The sequence below is a fragment of the Hymenobacter cheonanensis genome (assembly GCF_030581075.1).
In the GTDB taxonomy this organism is placed as follows: Bacteria; Bacteroidota; Bacteroidia; order Cytophagales; family Hymenobacteraceae; genus Hymenobacter.
Window position 1 is genome coordinate 25186 of the sequence record NZ_JAUQSW010000019.1, and the last position, 14083, is coordinate 39268.

A 14083-nucleotide genomic window follows, 5' to 3' on the forward strand; every position below is an offset into this window, starting at 1 on the left:
ATAAATTAAATTTAGCTTGTATTGTCTAGACTTTTGTGTATCTTTGTTATGTCCTCAAAGGGAGGTCAGCGCACCTAGTAGCAAGCAAAGAAGCCGCCCCTTGCAGGGGGCGGCTTCCGATATAGCACCTGCTGAAACAGGGCTACTAGGTGGGTTCAGTCAAACCCAATCACCCCACAAAATTACATGAAAAATGTAATTCAGGCCGCCACCATTGGCGCCCAACTCTCCGCCCACCGCCGTAGCATCATGGACTTGCTGGTGGGCCACCCCCTCATCCTAACGGCCGAGTACGACACGGCCATGCAGCGCACGCTAGCTTGCCAAGACCTAGCCACCCTGCAAAAGTGGTATGTAAACACGGTGCGCGAAATTGCACGCCGGGAAGAACAGGAGCCGGTCACGGCTCCCGTAACCTACGCCACGGCCGAGCAGAAAGAGGAAATTATCCGCCTCTGCAACGCGCACCAAATTAGCCGCGCCGAAAAAACGGCCGCGCTGCTCACGCTCAATCAGCTCACCACGGTAGCCGCCACGGCCACCATCGGCAACCTGTGGGCCAAGATACTCGGCCGGGCGGGCGAGACGCCCCCGGCCGACGGCTGGAGCAAAAAAGAGGTGTCTTACTCATCTGCTGCCTAGCCCTGCACCTAGTCAGCGATGGAACAGACTTCTTCCGAACGGATAGCCCAGGACTTGGGCTATCCGCTGGGGGTGTGCGGCTACTCCCCAAATGAGCGCTACTACTGGTTCGACCCCGCCCTGGGCTGGGCCAACACCCTACTCAATCCCCAGCACTACGGCCTTGACCCCGAGGCGTGCGCCAAGGAAATTGCCAGCCTCTACGCCCTGCCCTTGGTGTGGAACGAGAACATGGCCCCGCGCTTCATTACGGGCACCTTCCTAGCGGGGAAGGTGCTGGCCGTGGGGGAGGTGGTACAGGTGGGGAACGTGCTGATGTGGTGGGAACCGGGCGACGCCCGCGACTGCCCCACGCTCGGGCGGGTGGTGGCCGTAGAGCCCGACCTCATCCGCCTAGCCTGCGACAACGGCGGGCACGCCTACCGCCTGGCCTGGGGGCCGGGCGCTCCGGCCTGGGAAGTGTACCGCGTCACGCACTACCTCAGCCAGCCTTATCCGCATGACTGAGCAGCAGGCACAGACCGCCACGGCGGTCTACGGGCAGCTAGTAAGTGCCCGCCAGGAGTTGGCCCGGCTGCGGGAGCTGGCTCCCTTGCTCTCGGGCGTGGCCCTGCACGCCCCCGGTATGGCCCCGGTCAGGATTGAGGGGCTACGGGCCGAACGGCTCAGGTGCGTAGCCCGCATGAGTGAAGAAACGCTAGCCAGCCGCATAGCTGACTTAGAGCAGCAGCTCGCCCAGCTATGACGCGGGCTAGTTGGATTGCCCAGCAGCACGGCCGCAAGGCCGTGCTGTATGTGGTGCGCGTGTATGGGCCGGGGGAGCGCTTTTATAAGGTGGGGGTCACCTTCTGCCTTAGCTCCCGCTTTTCCCGCCTCAAGACCCTGTACAGGTGGCGCACCGTGGCCCGGTACAGCAGCTACAACGCGGGCAAGGTGTACGACCTGGAGCAGTGGCTGCATACGCACTTTGCCCACCTGGCTTACCGGCCTACGGCCTCGTTTTCGGGCTTTACCGAGTGCTACTCGGACGTTGCTGAGTTGCTGGCGGCGCTGCCTAGCGGGACGTTCTTTTTGAAAAATACAGAAACCTTAATTTAGTGGTAAGATGCCTAGAGGTAATAAAATGCTCACACAAGAGCAGTTTCTAGCGAAGGCCGCAGCAATTCATGGAAGCCGCTACGACTACTCGCAGGCTGTATATCAAGGCGGTAAACAGAAGGTGCAAATTAACTGTCCAGACCATGGCCATTTTAATCAACAGCCTAGTAATCACTTGCACGGCCAAGGCTGCCCACGGTGCCGACACTCTAAAATTAGCGCAGCAGTCAGACACACTTTAGATAAATTCATAGTCCGCGCCCGCGCTGCTCATGGCGATAAGTACAACTATTCACAGACAGTCTATATCAACTGTAAGCTTAAGGTTGATATTATTTGCCCAGAGCACGGCAAATTTTCACAGGAAGCCGATTCCCATATTAATGGTACTGGATGCCCTAAATGCGGGAGAGACAGTGTCTCAGCCGCACATCGGCGTTCATTAGATGAGTTCGTTACAGCTGCGCAGCAGAGGCATGGTAACCGTTACGATTATTCACAGGTCCAGTACATTAATAACACTCGCACTATCACAATAATATGCCCCCAGCACGGCCCCTTTAGACAGTCTCCCAACGCACACATTAATCAAGCTCAAGGCTGCCCAATTTGCGGTAGAATAAAAGTTGCTGACTTTCACCGCAGCGATTTAGATAGCTTCGTTAAATCCGCTCAACTCGTACATGGCAACAAATACGACTACTCGCAGGTGGTGTATAAGACTACACAAATCAAGGTCGAAATTATTTGCCCTCAACATGGCAGCTTTTGGCAGACCCCCGGCTCTCACTGCTCTTATGGCTCTGGTTGCCCTATTTGCGCCAACGAGGCAACCGCTGAGCGATGCAAGCTCACTCAGGGCGAGTTTCTAACTCGCGCCCGCGCTATACACGGCGACCGCTATGGTTATTCATTAGTACAGTATGTCAACAATAGACATAAGATTGAAATCACCTGCCCCTTACATGGCGCGTTCAAGCAGAGCCCACTTAATCATTTGGTTGGCTGTGGCTGCCCTACCTGCGGCCGGGAACGCACCGCCGCTGCCAAAGCCCTCGACTGGGCGGACCAGGCCCAGGGCCGCACTGCCATTCTCTATTTCCTGCGTCTTTACAACGACAAAGAATCTTTCTACAAAGTAGGTATCACCTATCACAGTGTAGGCGAACGCTACCGCAAGCTGCACAAGTCCAACTACGCCTACGAAATCCTAGCCCAACACACCAGCCAAGACGCCAGCCGTATCTACGACTGGGAACAATCCATCCTGGCAACCTTCGCCCACCTACGCTACCACCCCAAACGCTCCTTCGGCGGCGAAACCGAATGCTTCTCCAGCTGCGAGGAAATACTAAATATCTTCCCTCTCTAGCCCTCTACCTTAGAAAATAGCACTTTTCCCTAGAAAGTGAAACACGTTGCGGTACACGTATCGGAAACTAGACAGGATTTTTCCGTAGATAACTTGATAAAAGTAGTGCTAGGGCTAATTTTTTATTCACTAATAATCAATTAGTTGCAATTGATGTCTTTCGGAAACAATAGGCGCGGCCTACACTTTTACGTTAGCTTTGTGTTGTCGCTACCATAGAGACACACCACATAAAAAATGAGGTGGCCTAGCCCTAGGCCAAACCACCTCAATAAACTACCTAGCAATGAGCTAGCGAAGTGAGCAGCAGCAGGCCAGCACCTTTTGCAATTCCCTTCAACAACTCAAGCAACAGGGGTTTGCCCCACTGGCTAAGCAGCTTTTTCGCGTTCCTCTTCATGGTTTCCAATCGAGTAGAGGGTTTCACCATAACCCCGCACTCTGAATGCCTGGCCGCTCGTAACGGCCGGGCATTCGTCTTTCTAGGAAAGCCGCTTGTAAGGTCGCGGGGCATAACCCCAACGCGATAAGACAAAGGTAATAGGCTCTCTATTGCGCTGGTACTAAAAAATAGTGGTCTACGGTTGCAGCGAGTATGTATAATTCATTACTTATCAAGGGGTTACTGCAATGTTTTTTTTGCAAAATATGCATCAACACCTGTGGCGCCTTTCCTAAATAACTACTATTCAAGCTTTTAATCTTCACTTGCTGCCGTAGACCAATAGAACAGCTTTTGCTTGGAAGGGCTATAAATTTTTCTTAAGGCATCTTCCCAGCCCCACCCTAACCCGGCGGGGCTTCTTTTTCGCACCGCCCGCAATCGACCCCTACGCACTAAAAATAAAGTAATAAATTTACAACCTTTTGCTTGTTTCATAGGTAATAATATTATTACCTTTACAACATGAAAAGCAGCGAGCTACTCCGCATCCTACTTAAAGCCGGTTGGTACATTGTCCGGCAAAACGGGAGCCACATGACCCTCAGGCACCCGACGAACCCCGAGCAAATAACCTTCCCCAGCCACGGGAGCGCCGAAGTAGGCAAGGGGCTAGCGGCGAAGATTCTAAAACAGGCGGGGCTCAGGTAGCCCCGCCCACCGGCTGCTTTTCATTTGTCAGTTACAATTCACAGTTACTCAATTATCAACAATGGCAAAGATTGAATTTTCCGTAGAGCGCACCAATACGGGGTACTCTGCCTACACCACCGCCGACAACTTGGCCGTGGCCGTGGTGGGCGCTACACTGCCCGAACTCAAGGCCAACATGGTGGAGGCCCTTACCCTGCACTTTGAAGGGGAGGGCCGCACCTTCACCGAGGCCGACCTAAAAATTGTGCTTGACCTGCCGCAGTTTTTCGACTTCTACAAAGTCATTAATGTCTCGGCCCTAGCTGCCCGCCTGGGTATGTCGCAGAGCCTGCTGGCGCAATATATCGGGGGCCAAAAGAAGCCCAGCCCGAAGCAGACCGCCCGCATTCTGGATGGAGTGCGGGCCGTGGGGCGCGAACTGGCCGAGATGGATTTTGCCTAGCCCTTTTTTGCGTCAAACCTTTGCTGCTTATCTAATTAGTAAGCCCCCGGCCGTGGTTGGTCGGGGGCTTTTTTGTGGGCCGCCATTCAGGCTCTAAAAGCCTTTTCTGGCGGCGCTCGCGCCAGGATTGCCGGCTAGGCAGACGGTCGTGCCGCCGTGGGTGTGCTTCGTGAGCCATGAAAATAACCTGCCTCACTTCGACTTGTTGCTGGCCCTGGGTGAGGCTGACCGATGCCTTTGGTGGGCGGCAATTTTGGCCCGTGCCTCGGCCGCTGTTTCTACGCCGGTGAGGTAGCGTGGCGTAAAGGTCTTTTCATAGCGGGGCCGGCCTTTGCCATCTGAGCCGGCGTAGCGGTACACTACGGTACCCTGGCGGTCAACGTGACCTACCATGATTCGGCCGTTATCGTCTTTGTCTTCCGATTGCTCCTGCGCATAGCAGAAACCAAGGGCCAGCAACTCCTTTTTTCCGTCGTGGTTTATATCAGCAAAGAAAATAGCGTCGAGCGACGAGGCCAAGTCACAGCCGCCATTAATCACGACACCTAGCCGTTGCACGGCGTAAGTGGCGGGCTGGTAGGGGTCAAGGATAAATAACGCAGTCTTAGGGCCGTTGTCACCTTGTACCACAAAGAGCAGTTGCTTACCAAAGGTGCTCGGCCGCCAAGCATAAACAACGCGATGTCCGGACTCCGAGTAGGACACCGGCAGTACCCGCCGCATAAAGGCACTATCAGCCTCGCCGGGCCGACGCAGGGCCACACCCCGTCCTAGGGTCTGGGCTTCGGTGCGCTCGGCGGGGTTCCCCTTTGTCTGCCCTACGGCCGGGGACGCCACGCCCACAGCCAGCAGCCCAGCGAGTAGTAGTTTCTTCATACCCGAAAGCTACGCTAGCGAACAGATTCGGGCGAAGTGCACTAAAAATTTAGCGCAGCAAAAAGCCCCACCGTTGCGGGTGGGGTCCATGAATAACTGTCGCAATACTCAGTGTGCCCAGCGTTTCAAAATACCTATCTCACGCCAGCTCTTTTCGCGTTTATATAATACGATGTAGCCGCGACCACCAAGCATATAGCCGTTATCATATTCAACGAGGGCGTACCGCTTATTAGCATTAAACACTGGCCTTGTATAGGAGGCTATATCTCGTTCCGATGAGTCAGTGGCGTTATAGTGGCGAATAGCTTTTTTGTAGAATTTAGTCAGATGCTCGTTGCCCGCACTCAGGCGCTTCAAATGGGCGTCGAAGTATAGGCTAGCGCCGCGTCGGTCAACAAGCAATACACTATCTAGTTCAGTCGCTGTCCACGACGCAGCAGACATCTGATAGCTGTTGCGCACTAGCTCAGTGAGAGTTTCGCGGCTGACATCCCGCGTGGTTAACGTACTACCGGTACGCCGATTAAATAGGTCGGCCGTGTCCGACCACGTAAAATAAAGTTGAGGCAATGGGGCAGCATACACAAGACGGCCCCTGTGGTTGATAACTACATTAAGTAACTCTTGCTCTGGGCTTAGTTCTTGAGCCTGCGTACCACCACTAGCCAGCAGCAGGGCTGCGAGTAGAGTTTTCTTCATGCCCCGAATATAGCCCTACGCCGCCTTCTGCCCTGGCTGCGGGGCTACCCACTGCGGCCCCCGCACCAGGCGGCCGGCGGCAATGTCGTTGAGGAAGGGCACCAACAGTGCGTTTAGCGTAAGCCCCTGCTCCTGGGCTAGCTTCTTGAGTTTTTTGTGGATTTCAGGCCGTGGCGTCAGTTCCATAAAATAAGTCCGGCAAATCGCCGGCGTTCTTCCGGTGAAGTTCCGGACTTATTTGCCCAGCCCCAAGACAGGTAGAAAACTTTGTTGCACAGCGCCCAAACGGCCTGCGCCTCATGCCTGAACTCACCATTGCCGTCGGCGAAAACATCGGTCCCGAGTACATCGACTGGGACACGTGGGAGTTCGTGCCCGCCTTCACGGTCGACACCATTCGCATGCAGTTGGAGTGGGCCGCCTACCAGGGCACCACAGTTGACAGCATCCTGCTGCAGTTCGGCATCTGCTACGGCGGGCTCACGCGCCACGCCGTCGAGATTTACAACTACCTGCGGGGCCTCGGCATTCCTATCCGCGCCCACGTGCTGAGCATCACGGCCAGCTCGGGCACCATCGTGGCGCTGGCCGCCGACGAGATTACCCTCGAGCACACGGCCCAGTGGATGGTGCACCGCCCGCTCTACCCCAACGGCACCTTCGCCCAGCGCGGCGAGGACCTGCGCGCCGATGCCGACCGCCTCGACCGCGAGGAGCAAAACCTGATTGACATCTACGCGGCGGCCACCAGCCAGGATGAGGCCGCCATCCGCGCCCTCATCAGCGTCGACCGCGTGATGAGCGCCCAGGAAGCGCTCGACTTTGGCTTCATCACGGCCGTCAAGCCCCTGACCGGCAAGGCCCCCAGCACGGCCCAGGCCCAGGCCCGCCTGCGCACCGTGCGCCAGGCCGTGGCCCGCGCCGATAAGCGTGCCGTGGCCCAGCTGCGCACGCAGGCCGCAGCCAGCACCAAACCACGTCCTAAAAACGCGGCCCGTTCGGCCGCCTCTACTCCCCGCCCTATGGCCACTACCACCAAAAAGCCGGGCGCGAAGCCCGCCCCCCAAAACCGAAGCGGCCTGACGGCTGCCCAAAAGCCCATCGCCGACGCTATCCGCGCCATGGCCAAGGCCGCCGGCATCAAAGCCACCATTGAGGGCGCCGACGCGACCGAGCCCGAGGCGACAGTGGTGGAAACCGTGCTGGCGGACGGCGCGGGCAGCCTCTTCACGGACGGTGAGCCGGCCGAAGGCTCGGCCGTGTTCAACGACGACGCCCTGAGTGTGGCCACCGACGACGGCACCTATGGCACGGATGATGGGCGCGATATCGTGGTCGCCGGCGGTGTCATCGACAGCATCACCGAGGCCGAAGCTAGCGGGGAACCGCAAACCGATACCGAGGCCCTGACGGCTGCCATCTCGGCCGCCCTGGCGCCCATTTCTGCCCGCCTCGATGAGATGGACAAATCAGTGAAGGCCTTCAGCAAAGCAGTGCCCGCTGCCCCGCGTCCCAAAGCCGCCGTCGACATGGGCGACGGCAAGCCGGCCCCCAAAGCCAAGGGCCTGCTCAAGGGTGCTTCTACCCAGAAATAGCCCACTCACCCTAGCCATTTCGCCGGGTAGCCGGCCATTCGCTCGCCTTATTTTCTGCCCCCACTATGCCATTTTTCGAACGCCCGCTCATCGTAGGGGGCTCCGCCGCCAATGCCGGCAACAACCTCTCGCTGCTGGTGTACCCGGCCAAGAAAGTGCCTTCCGTGATGGAATTGGGCATCCTGGTGAAGGAGGGCGTCAAGCGCCGGGCCACCACCATCGGCATCCTCTCCAACGAGAAGGTCACGCGCCGCGACTCGGGCTGCGGCGAGTTCACGCCCACCGGCACGCTGCTCAAGCTCACCAAGAACGACATCACGGTCGACCCCGTGGAAATCAAGCTGCAGGAGTGCGCTGATGACTACACCGAGACGGTGCTGGAGTCGGCCCTGAAGGACGGCCACGCCGAGGATAACAACCTCGAAGGCACCGTGATTGAGACCATCGTGCGCAAGGCCCTCACCGAAGGCCTGGGCTCGCTCTCGGTCAACGAGGCCGGCCAGCTCGACATGGCCATCGAGCCTGTGCTCACCCAGCAGGTGTCGGGGGTGGTCTACCTCGACGGCTACCGCATGTGGCTGCTCGGCGACCGCACTAGCTCGGACCCCAACTACAACCAGACTGATGGCATCCGCAAGAAGCTGATTGTGGCCAACCCCACGCCCAGCTCAAAAGGCACTACTGGCACCTACCGGGGTGCGGCCATGCCGACGGCCGCCGCGCTCAAAGCCGACCCTACCCTGATTCTGGGGGTGCTGGGCGACCTCTACGAGAACTGCTCGGAGGAGCTACAGGACCAGGACGATGCGCAGAAGGCCTTCTACCTCGACACGAAGAGCTACCGCGCCGTGCGCCTGGCCTACCGCGCGCTGGTAGCCGGCAAGGTGACGGAGGAGTCGAACCTGAGCGTGATTGCGGGCTCGCAGGGCCAGCGCTTCACCTACGAGGGCGTGGAGCTGATTGAGCTTAAGAGCTACAGCCGCTGGGTAGCGGCCGACCTTCCGAATGGCACGTCGCAGTGCATCGCCATCTACACGGTGCGCGAGAACTTGGTGTGGGCCACCGACCTGATTTCCGATATGGCCGAGGTTAAGTTCTGGTACGACATCAACACGGAGTTCAACCGCACCCGGGTCAAGTACCGCATCGGCGCCGGCTTCGGCTTCGACATCCTGATGGCTTACGCCCTCTAGGACTCCCTTATCCGGTCGGCTTGGAAGGTCCGGCCATCTATTTCTCGTGTAACCTGCCCCCGGTGTTGGCCGGGGGCCATTCACTGCCCCCGCAATGGCTGACAGCTGCAATATTTTCTCTAAAAACGTCGCCTCCCGCAAGTGCCTGCCCTCGGGCGGCATCAAGAGTCGGCTCTGGCTCGGGCAGGTCGAAGACCGCACGGGTGCCTACACCTATAAGCCCAATGGGGCCCTAAGTTCTTTCCTGCTGGGCACTGACCCCAACTTTATTCGGGTAAAGGGCCGCCTGAAGAAAGGCTCGGGCGCCAGCAAGTTTACCAAGAGTGAGGAGGGCGCGCTCAGCAACGAGCAGAGTGTCATCTTCGAGGTGGCCTACGGCACCCAGCACGAGGCCGACGCCATTATTGCCATCCTGCGGGCCGACGCCGTATTTGCGCTGCTCGAAACCAACGCGGGCCACATTCGCGGCTATTTCTGGCAGGATGGCAGCAGCTCGGCCGAGGCCGAGGAGGGCACCGGCACGGTAAAAGGGGATGCGAGCGGCGTGCTCAAAATCACGCTCAAGGGCACCGAGGACAATTTGCCCATCTTCTTCGAGGCCGTCAACTCCAACTCGGCCGTGTCGCAGCTGCAGGCCAGCATCGACTACCTCGATTCGCTGGTAACCGGGGCCGAGGTAGTCGACTAGGGCCGTGGCAAAGGCGCCTTATACGCAGGAGTTGCTCGACCGGGCCCAGGCCCACGTGCAGCGGCCGCTCAACGACCGGCGCTACGCCGAGGGGCTGAGCGAAATCGCGCAGCTCTACGCCGACATCACGGGCGAGCCCGTGGGCAAGTGCCGGCAGTGCCAATACAAAGATTTTTTGGCGGTAGTCACCGCCTACATCCGCGAGGCCACTCGCTCTTTACACCCCGAACTCATGGCAGATTCCAAGTACACCTTCGCCCCGGGCTTTGCGGGCGAAGTCATCGCCGACGGCCGCTACAGCAAGACCGTGACGGCCGAAAACCTCACCGACCAGGACGCCGAGGCGCTCATTAAGTATGGGTATGGCCACGTCATCGTGCTAAAGCCGGGCCAAGAGTCGCTTTTGGCGGGTGCTTCCGACCAAGGGAGCACCGACGAAGGTGATGACGAGCCGGAAACCGAGCCTAGCGCCCGCGAAATCGAGCTACAAACCCAGCTAGAAGCCTCTCAAAAGTCTTTTTTGGAGGTTGAGGCCACCCAGAAAGACGCGCTGGAGGAACTTTACAAGGAGCGCCGCGACCACGCTGTGACGCGCAGCCAACTCACCGAGACGCAGCAGCAGCTCACTGCGGCCAAAGCTAAGCTGAGCCGCAAAACGGCCACCACCGGCGCCACCGACCCCGCCACCGTGCCGGCCGTGAGCACGAGCGACGCCACGGCCACGCCCAGCGCGCCTGCCGTGACGGCCCCCGCGCCGCCCGTTGACCCAGCCCCGGGCACGTCCGGCAACTAAGCCCAACCTTTTTTCTGCCGAAAAGCCCGCTGCCCCCACCCGGCGGCGGGCTTTTTACTAGCCGCTACTTCCCTGCTCATGGCTCGCCGTCCCACTCCCCGTACTGCCCTGCTGCGCACCGGCCAACCCGCTGACGTGCTGGCCCCGGCCATGCCCGAGGGCAAGGCCGGCGAGGTTATCAAGGTGTGGCCCTGGGGCGATAACAACCTGGAGCCGCAGCAAATCCTGCGCGTACTCTATGACTCGGGCACGGCCACCACCTGCGTCGAGCGCCTGGGCCTCTTCATCGGCGGCAAGGGCTTTGCCAGCCCGGCGACGGGGGAGGCCATGGCTAACCCGCGCCAGACCTTCAACCAGCTGCTGGCCGAGGCCGCCGCCACGGCGGCCGTGGGGCTGGGCGTGGCCTACATCCTGCGCTTCACCTACGGCGGCGAGCTGGGCGAACTCTACGTGGCCGACGTCGACTGCCTGCGCCGCGAAAAGGACGGGGCCGGGCGCTTCGTGCTCAACCTGAAGCTGGCCGAGGGCAAGTTTCCGACCGGGCATAACCAGGTGTATCTGCCCTACGACCCGCTAGCCAGCCAGCAGGATATCTCGGCCGAAGTCATCGCGGCGGCAGCCAGCGAGGGCGGCTACTGGGGCCACCTACTGTTCTCATTTACCGGGCGCCCGGGTCGCAAGCGCTACCCCACGCCCACCTGGTGGGCGGCCAAGGAAGCCGTCGAGGCCGACGCCGAGGCCCCGCGCTACGAGTTGAAGCAGTTTCGCAACGGCTTCTTTCCGGACGCCATGGTGAGCCTGGTGGGCAAGAAGTACGACGACGTGCCGGATGAGAACTGGAAGCCGACTGGTGACCAAACCGAAGCCGACCGGCCGTACAAAAAATCGCCCGATATGACGGCGGTGGAAAATACGGTCAAGGCCCTGAAAGGCAGCCGCACCGAGGCCAGCGTGTGGACCAACTTCGTCGAGACGAAAGAAGAGCTGCCCGACGTCAAGTTTTTCAACCAGGGCCCCAACAGCAAGGGCCTGACCGATGCCACGGCCCGCCTGGAGGGCCGGGTGTACCGCCGCTTCGGCGTGCCGCCCGTGCTGTGTGGGGTGAGTGAGGCGGGCCTGCTGGGCAACAACCAGCAAATCGTCAACAGCATTCAGCTTTTCTCGCTGGTGGTCAACCCCGCCCGGGAGCTGTGCGTGGGCCCGCTGCGCCACCTCTACCCGCACTTCGATTTTACGGTCACGCCCCTGGACCCGGTGGACTACATCGACCCGGCCGTCGCCGCCGACATGACGCCCGACGAGCGCCGCGCCACCCGCGGCCTGCCGCCGCTGGCCGAAGTGGAAGAAGCCGAAGCGCCGGCGCCGAAACCTACCTCCAAGCCCCGCCCGAAAGCCACATGACATTCCTCATCACAAAGGCCGACCTGGGCGACTACACCCGCGTGTCGGCCAACGTGGCCGACCTGCTCATCAACCCGGCCATCCGCGACGCCCACACCTTCGACGTGTTGCCGCTGCTGGCTGGCAGCGAGGCGCAGCTGCTGGCGGCGTACCTGACCGATGCCGGCCGGCCGGCGTTCGCGGTTAGCTACGCGGCGGCCGAGGCGCTAGGCTTTCCGGAAGCTGAGCTAGCAGCGCTGCAGGCCAGCCCGCTCTACCAGCGGCACGTGCTCTACGTGAGCGCCGTGCGCCCGCTGCTCTGCTACGAAACCTACCGCCGGTTCTTGCTCGACCACGGCGCCCACGTCACGGAAAATGGCGTGGAAACCTTCAGCTCGGGCAACAACCAGCCCATCAGCCAGGCCCAACGCACCGAGATGCGCGCCGATGCGGCCGCCAAGTGCAGCCACTACCGGGCCCTGCTCACGGGGGCCCTGCACACCTACCGCGGCCCGGCCGCAGCGGCTACCGCCTGCGGCGCTGGCCCCAACCGCCGGCCCGGTGCGGGCGGCTTACGCACTGTTGCCCTATGATGACCCTGCCCGAATTCAAAGCCTTATTTCGCCGCAACGTGAAGGTGGTGGCCGGCGGCCCCGCCGTGGGCACGCCCGGCGCCAACCGCGCGGCCGGCGTGTTGGCCGCGCTTGATGCACTGGCCGAAGGCCTGACGGGGGTGCCGCTCGGCACTACGGTCGTGCGCCTCGACATCCCCGGCGCCAGCACCTTGCTACCGCTCACGGCCCCGGCCCGCCCCGGGCGGGTGCAGGAAGCCACGTGGTACACCATCGACGGCGACTGGAATCAGACCGGCAACGATACCCGCGTGTGGGTCTGGGGCCTGAGTTCCGAGGCCTTTAGCCCAGTGGGCATTTTTCAGGATGCGGCCGGCGGGCGCTCCTTCGTGCAGGTCGATGTGGCGGCGGCTACGGCCGTGCCAGCTACAGTTGATGCCTATACCAAGGCGCAGGTCAATGCCCTGTTGGCCAGCCTCACGGCCACCATCGGCCCGCTGGCCAGCCTGACCACGGCCGCCAAAACCAACCTGGTAGCCGCCATCAACGAAATCGGAGTGCAGGCCGCGCAGGTGATGGTCTACACCAACACGAACCAGGCCATCGGCTACGCCACGGCCGACGCGGCCTTCCGACGCCAGCCACGGCGCGCCAGTGTTTATGCGCTTCAACACCGGCAAGTTGACGGTGACGGCCAGCAATGCCAGCAAGAACACGCCCTGGCCCACTTACCTGGATGCCAGCGGCTCAGCTGTGCTCTTTAACGATGGCGTGACACTCACCATGCCTGGCGTCGGCTCGCTAAGCCTCGTGGTGGCCAACTTCTTCTTTTTCTTTCAAAACAACGCGGCAACCGGCACGGCCCAAATCGTGCTCAGCGGCCAGGCCAACGGTGCCGTGAGCCCGGCCCGCGCCCCGCAGTTTCTCAACGGCTACAGCGAGGTGCCCTTCGTGCTGAAAGGCGCCACCTACACCTTCACCAACGGCTACTACGCCAGCTTGGCCGGCACGGGCACGGTGCATCTCTACGGCAACGTGCAGGTGGATTATATCGCGCCCGGTATCACGGTAGTAGACCACCGCACCGGGGCGCCCGCCCTGGATACATACTTGAGCCTGGCCTACGCGGCGAGCCTGACGCTCGACTTCACGGCCGCGCCAGCCCAGCTGCTACAGGCCAGCGGCAACCTCACGATTACAGCCACGGCCGGCCGCCTGCAGGGCCGTAACCTGCGCCTGCACCTAGCCAACACGTCCTCGACAGCCATCACGCTCAGCTTTCCGGCCTGGGACTGGCGCGGGGCCGTTCCCACCGCTTTGGCGGCCGGCAAGCGGGCCACGCTCAGCCTGGAATGCGCTTGGGGGGCAGCAGAAATGGACATTATCGCCGGCTATGCCGCCCAGCCCTGATGCGTAGCTTCTCCCTGGCCAACCCCGCCTTTCTGGCCCTGCTGCAAGGCGCCAGCGCCCCGCCGCCCCCGCCCGGCGGCTACCCCGACGCGCTCGTGGCCGGCTACGCTGGCCGCTACCAGAACGTGACGCAGAAAACCACCTACACGCACCCGGGCCAGGGCAGCGCGGTGGCCATTACCGTCTACTGTGTCATCGCCCGCACGTCGGTCGAGGACTTGCGC

At 60.7% G+C, this 14083-nt stretch carries 20 protein-coding genes; 16 read left to right on the plus strand and 4 right to left on the minus strand.

Annotation, left to right across the window (positions count from 1 at the left end; genetic code table 11):
• Nucleotides 1-186 precede the first annotated feature (186 nt).
• The 5 genes from Q5H89_RS22660 to Q5H89_RS22680 are packed head-to-tail and all read left to right on the plus strand — an operon-like array spanning nt 187 to nt 3112.
• Nucleotides 187-642 carry a hypothetical protein gene (locus Q5H89_RS22660; protein ID WP_305021620.1) on the plus strand — a complete coding sequence of 152 codons (456 nt, stop codon included), beginning with the start codon at nt 187-189 and terminating at the stop codon, nt 640-642.
• A gap of 18 nt (nt 643-660) precedes the next feature.
• Complete coding sequence (locus tag Q5H89_RS22665) at nt 661-1149, plus strand: hypothetical protein (protein ID WP_305021621.1); 489 nt, start codon at nt 661-663, stop codon at nt 1147-1149.
• Nucleotides 1142-1387, plus strand: coding sequence for a hypothetical protein (locus Q5H89_RS22670; protein ID WP_305021622.1), 246 nt, complete (start codon nt 1142-1144; stop codon nt 1385-1387). The genes Q5H89_RS22665 and Q5H89_RS22670 overlap by 8 nt, the downstream gene beginning before the upstream one ends.
• Nucleotides 1384-1740 carry a GIY-YIG nuclease family protein gene (locus Q5H89_RS22675; RefSeq protein WP_305021623.1) on the plus strand — a complete coding sequence of 119 codons (357 nt, stop codon included), beginning with the start codon at nt 1384-1386 and terminating at the stop codon, nt 1738-1740. Before Q5H89_RS22670 ends, Q5H89_RS22675 begins: the two co-directional genes overlap by 4 nt.
• 25 nt (nt 1741-1765) lie before the next feature.
• Nucleotides 1766-3112: a hypothetical protein gene (locus Q5H89_RS22680; RefSeq protein WP_305021624.1), complete on the plus strand. Its 1347-nt coding sequence runs from the start codon at nt 1766-1768 to the stop codon at nt 3110-3112.
• 697 nt (nt 3113-3809) lie between these two features.
• Here Q5H89_RS22680 and Q5H89_RS22685 read toward each other — a convergent pair.
• Entirely contained in the window at nt 3810-3992 is a 183-nt protein-coding gene (locus tag Q5H89_RS22685; protein WP_305021625.1) for a hypothetical protein, read from the minus strand.
• A 27-nt stretch (nt 3993-4019) separates the two neighbouring features.
• Between Q5H89_RS22685 and Q5H89_RS22690 the strand changes: the two genes are divergently transcribed.
• Complete coding sequence (locus Q5H89_RS22690) at nt 4020-4205, plus strand: type II toxin-antitoxin system HicA family toxin (RefSeq protein ID WP_305021626.1); 186 nt, start codon at nt 4020-4022, stop codon at nt 4203-4205.
• Nucleotides 4206-4266: 61 nt separating this feature from the next.
• On the plus strand, nt 4267-4650 hold the full coding sequence (locus Q5H89_RS22695; RefSeq protein WP_305021627.1) for a helix-turn-helix domain-containing protein: 384 nt from the start codon (nt 4267-4269) through the stop codon (nt 4648-4650).
• A gap of 192 nt (nt 4651-4842) precedes the next feature.
• On the opposite strand, the gene Q5H89_RS22700 is transcribed toward Q5H89_RS22695, so the two are convergent.
• The 3 genes from Q5H89_RS22700 to Q5H89_RS22710 all read right to left on the minus strand — a co-directional run bounded on the left by Q5H89_RS22700 (nt 4843) and on the right by Q5H89_RS22710 (nt 6414).
• The gene (locus tag Q5H89_RS22700; protein ID WP_305021628.1) at nt 4843-5526 is read right to left on the minus strand and encodes a hypothetical protein; all 684 of its coding nucleotides are present in this window, start codon (nt 5524-5526) and stop codon (nt 4843-4845) included.
• 108 nt (nt 5527-5634) lie between these two features.
• The gene (locus Q5H89_RS22705; RefSeq protein ID WP_305021629.1) at nt 5635-6228 is read right to left on the minus strand and encodes a hypothetical protein; all 594 of its coding nucleotides are present in this window, start codon (nt 6226-6228) and stop codon (nt 5635-5637) included.
• A 15-nt stretch (nt 6229-6243) separates the two neighbouring features.
• A complete protein-coding gene (locus tag Q5H89_RS22710) occupies nt 6244-6414 on the minus strand; it encodes a hypothetical protein (protein ID WP_305021630.1) in 171 nt (56 codons plus the stop codon).
• Nucleotides 6415-6527: 113 nt separating this feature from the next.
• Here Q5H89_RS22710 and Q5H89_RS22715 point away from each other — a divergent pair, with 113 nt between their 5' ends.
• The 9 genes from Q5H89_RS22715 to Q5H89_RS22755 form a co-directional block, all read left to right on the plus strand.
• The gene (locus Q5H89_RS22715; RefSeq protein WP_305021631.1) at nt 6528-7823 is read left to right on the plus strand and encodes an ATP-dependent Clp protease proteolytic subunit; all 1296 of its coding nucleotides are present in this window, start codon (nt 6528-6530) and stop codon (nt 7821-7823) included.
• A 65-nt stretch (nt 7824-7888) separates the two neighbouring features.
• Nucleotides 7889-9016 carry a hypothetical protein gene (locus Q5H89_RS22720; protein WP_305021632.1) on the plus strand — a complete coding sequence of 376 codons (1128 nt, stop codon included), beginning with the start codon at nt 7889-7891 and terminating at the stop codon, nt 9014-9016.
• Nucleotides 9017-9110: 94 nt separating this feature from the next.
• Nucleotides 9111-9704, plus strand: a complete 594-nt coding sequence (locus Q5H89_RS22725; RefSeq protein ID WP_305021633.1) for a hypothetical protein — start codon at nt 9111-9113, stop codon at nt 9702-9704.
• A gap of 4 nt (nt 9705-9708) precedes the next feature.
• Nucleotides 9709-10497, plus strand: a complete 789-nt coding sequence (locus Q5H89_RS22730) for a hypothetical protein (protein WP_305021634.1) — start codon at nt 9709-9711, stop codon at nt 10495-10497.
• A 78-nt stretch (nt 10498-10575) separates the two neighbouring features.
• Nucleotides 10576-11898, plus strand: a complete 1323-nt coding sequence (locus Q5H89_RS22735; RefSeq protein WP_305021635.1) for a hypothetical protein — start codon at nt 10576-10578, stop codon at nt 11896-11898.
• On the plus strand, nt 11895-12470 hold the full coding sequence (locus Q5H89_RS22740; protein ID WP_305021636.1) for a DUF6712 family protein: 576 nt from the start codon (nt 11895-11897) through the stop codon (nt 12468-12470). The genes Q5H89_RS22735 and Q5H89_RS22740 overlap by 4 nt, the downstream gene beginning before the upstream one ends.
• Nucleotides 12467-13213: a hypothetical protein gene (locus tag Q5H89_RS22745; RefSeq protein WP_305021637.1), complete on the plus strand. Its 747-nt coding sequence runs from the start codon at nt 12467-12469 to the stop codon at nt 13211-13213. Before Q5H89_RS22740 ends, Q5H89_RS22745 begins: the two co-directional genes overlap by 4 nt.
• Entirely contained in the window at nt 13110-13859 is a 750-nt protein-coding gene (locus tag Q5H89_RS22750; protein WP_305021638.1) for a hypothetical protein, read from the plus strand. Before Q5H89_RS22745 ends, Q5H89_RS22750 begins: the two co-directional genes overlap by 104 nt.
• A partial coding sequence (locus tag Q5H89_RS22755) for a hypothetical protein (RefSeq protein ID WP_305021639.1) occupies nt 13859-14083 on the plus strand: 225 nt, incomplete at its 3' end. The genes Q5H89_RS22750 and Q5H89_RS22755, both read left to right, overlap by 1 nt.

Coding starts and splice junctions, on each gene's coding strand:
- Q5H89_RS22715 (WP_305021631.1), top strand. CDS start 6,528: ATGCCTGAACTCACCATTGCCGTCGGCGAAAACATCGGTCCCGAGTAC.
- Q5H89_RS22695 (WP_305021627.1), top strand. CDS start 4,267: ATGGCAAAGATTGAATTTTCCGTAGAGCGCACCAATACGGGGTACTCT.
- Q5H89_RS22740 (WP_305021636.1), top strand. CDS start 11,895: ATGACATTCCTCATCACAAAGGCCGACCTGGGCGACTACACCCGCGTG.
- Q5H89_RS22710 (WP_305021630.1), bottom strand. CDS start 6,414: ATGGAACTGACGCCACGGCCTGAAATCCACAAAAAACTCAAGAAGCTA.
- Q5H89_RS22685 (WP_305021625.1), bottom strand. CDS start 3,992: ATGAAACAAGCAAAAGGTTGTAAATTTATTACTTTATTTTTAGTGCGT.
- Q5H89_RS22670 (WP_305021622.1), top strand. CDS start 1,142: ATGACTGAGCAGCAGGCACAGACCGCCACGGCGGTCTACGGGCAGCTA.
- Q5H89_RS22690 (WP_305021626.1), top strand. CDS start 4,020: ATGAAAAGCAGCGAGCTACTCCGCATCCTACTTAAAGCCGGTTGGTAC.
- Q5H89_RS22665 (WP_305021621.1), top strand. CDS start 661: ATGGAACAGACTTCTTCCGAACGGATAGCCCAGGACTTGGGCTATCCG.
- Q5H89_RS22700 (WP_305021628.1), bottom strand. CDS start 5,526: ATGAAGAAACTACTACTCGCTGGGCTGCTGGCTGTGGGCGTGGCGTCC.
- Q5H89_RS22735 (WP_305021635.1), top strand. CDS start 10,576: ATGGCTCGCCGTCCCACTCCCCGTACTGCCCTGCTGCGCACCGGCCAA.
- Q5H89_RS22675 (WP_305021623.1), top strand. CDS start 1,384: ATGACGCGGGCTAGTTGGATTGCCCAGCAGCACGGCCGCAAGGCCGTG.
- Q5H89_RS22725 (WP_305021633.1), top strand. CDS start 9,111: ATGGCTGACAGCTGCAATATTTTCTCTAAAAACGTCGCCTCCCGCAAG.
- Q5H89_RS22705 (WP_305021629.1), bottom strand. CDS start 6,228: ATGAAGAAAACTCTACTCGCAGCCCTGCTGCTGGCTAGTGGTGGTACG.
- Q5H89_RS22720 (WP_305021632.1), top strand. CDS start 7,889: ATGCCATTTTTCGAACGCCCGCTCATCGTAGGGGGCTCCGCCGCCAAT.
- Q5H89_RS22750 (WP_305021638.1), top strand. CDS start 13,110: ATGCGCTTCAACACCGGCAAGTTGACGGTGACGGCCAGCAATGCCAGC.
- Q5H89_RS22680 (WP_305021624.1), top strand. CDS start 1,766: ATGCTCACACAAGAGCAGTTTCTAGCGAAGGCCGCAGCAATTCATGGA.
- Q5H89_RS22745 (WP_305021637.1), top strand. CDS start 12,467: ATGATGACCCTGCCCGAATTCAAAGCCTTATTTCGCCGCAACGTGAAG.
- Q5H89_RS22660 (WP_305021620.1), top strand. CDS start 187: ATGAAAAATGTAATTCAGGCCGCCACCATTGGCGCCCAACTCTCCGCC.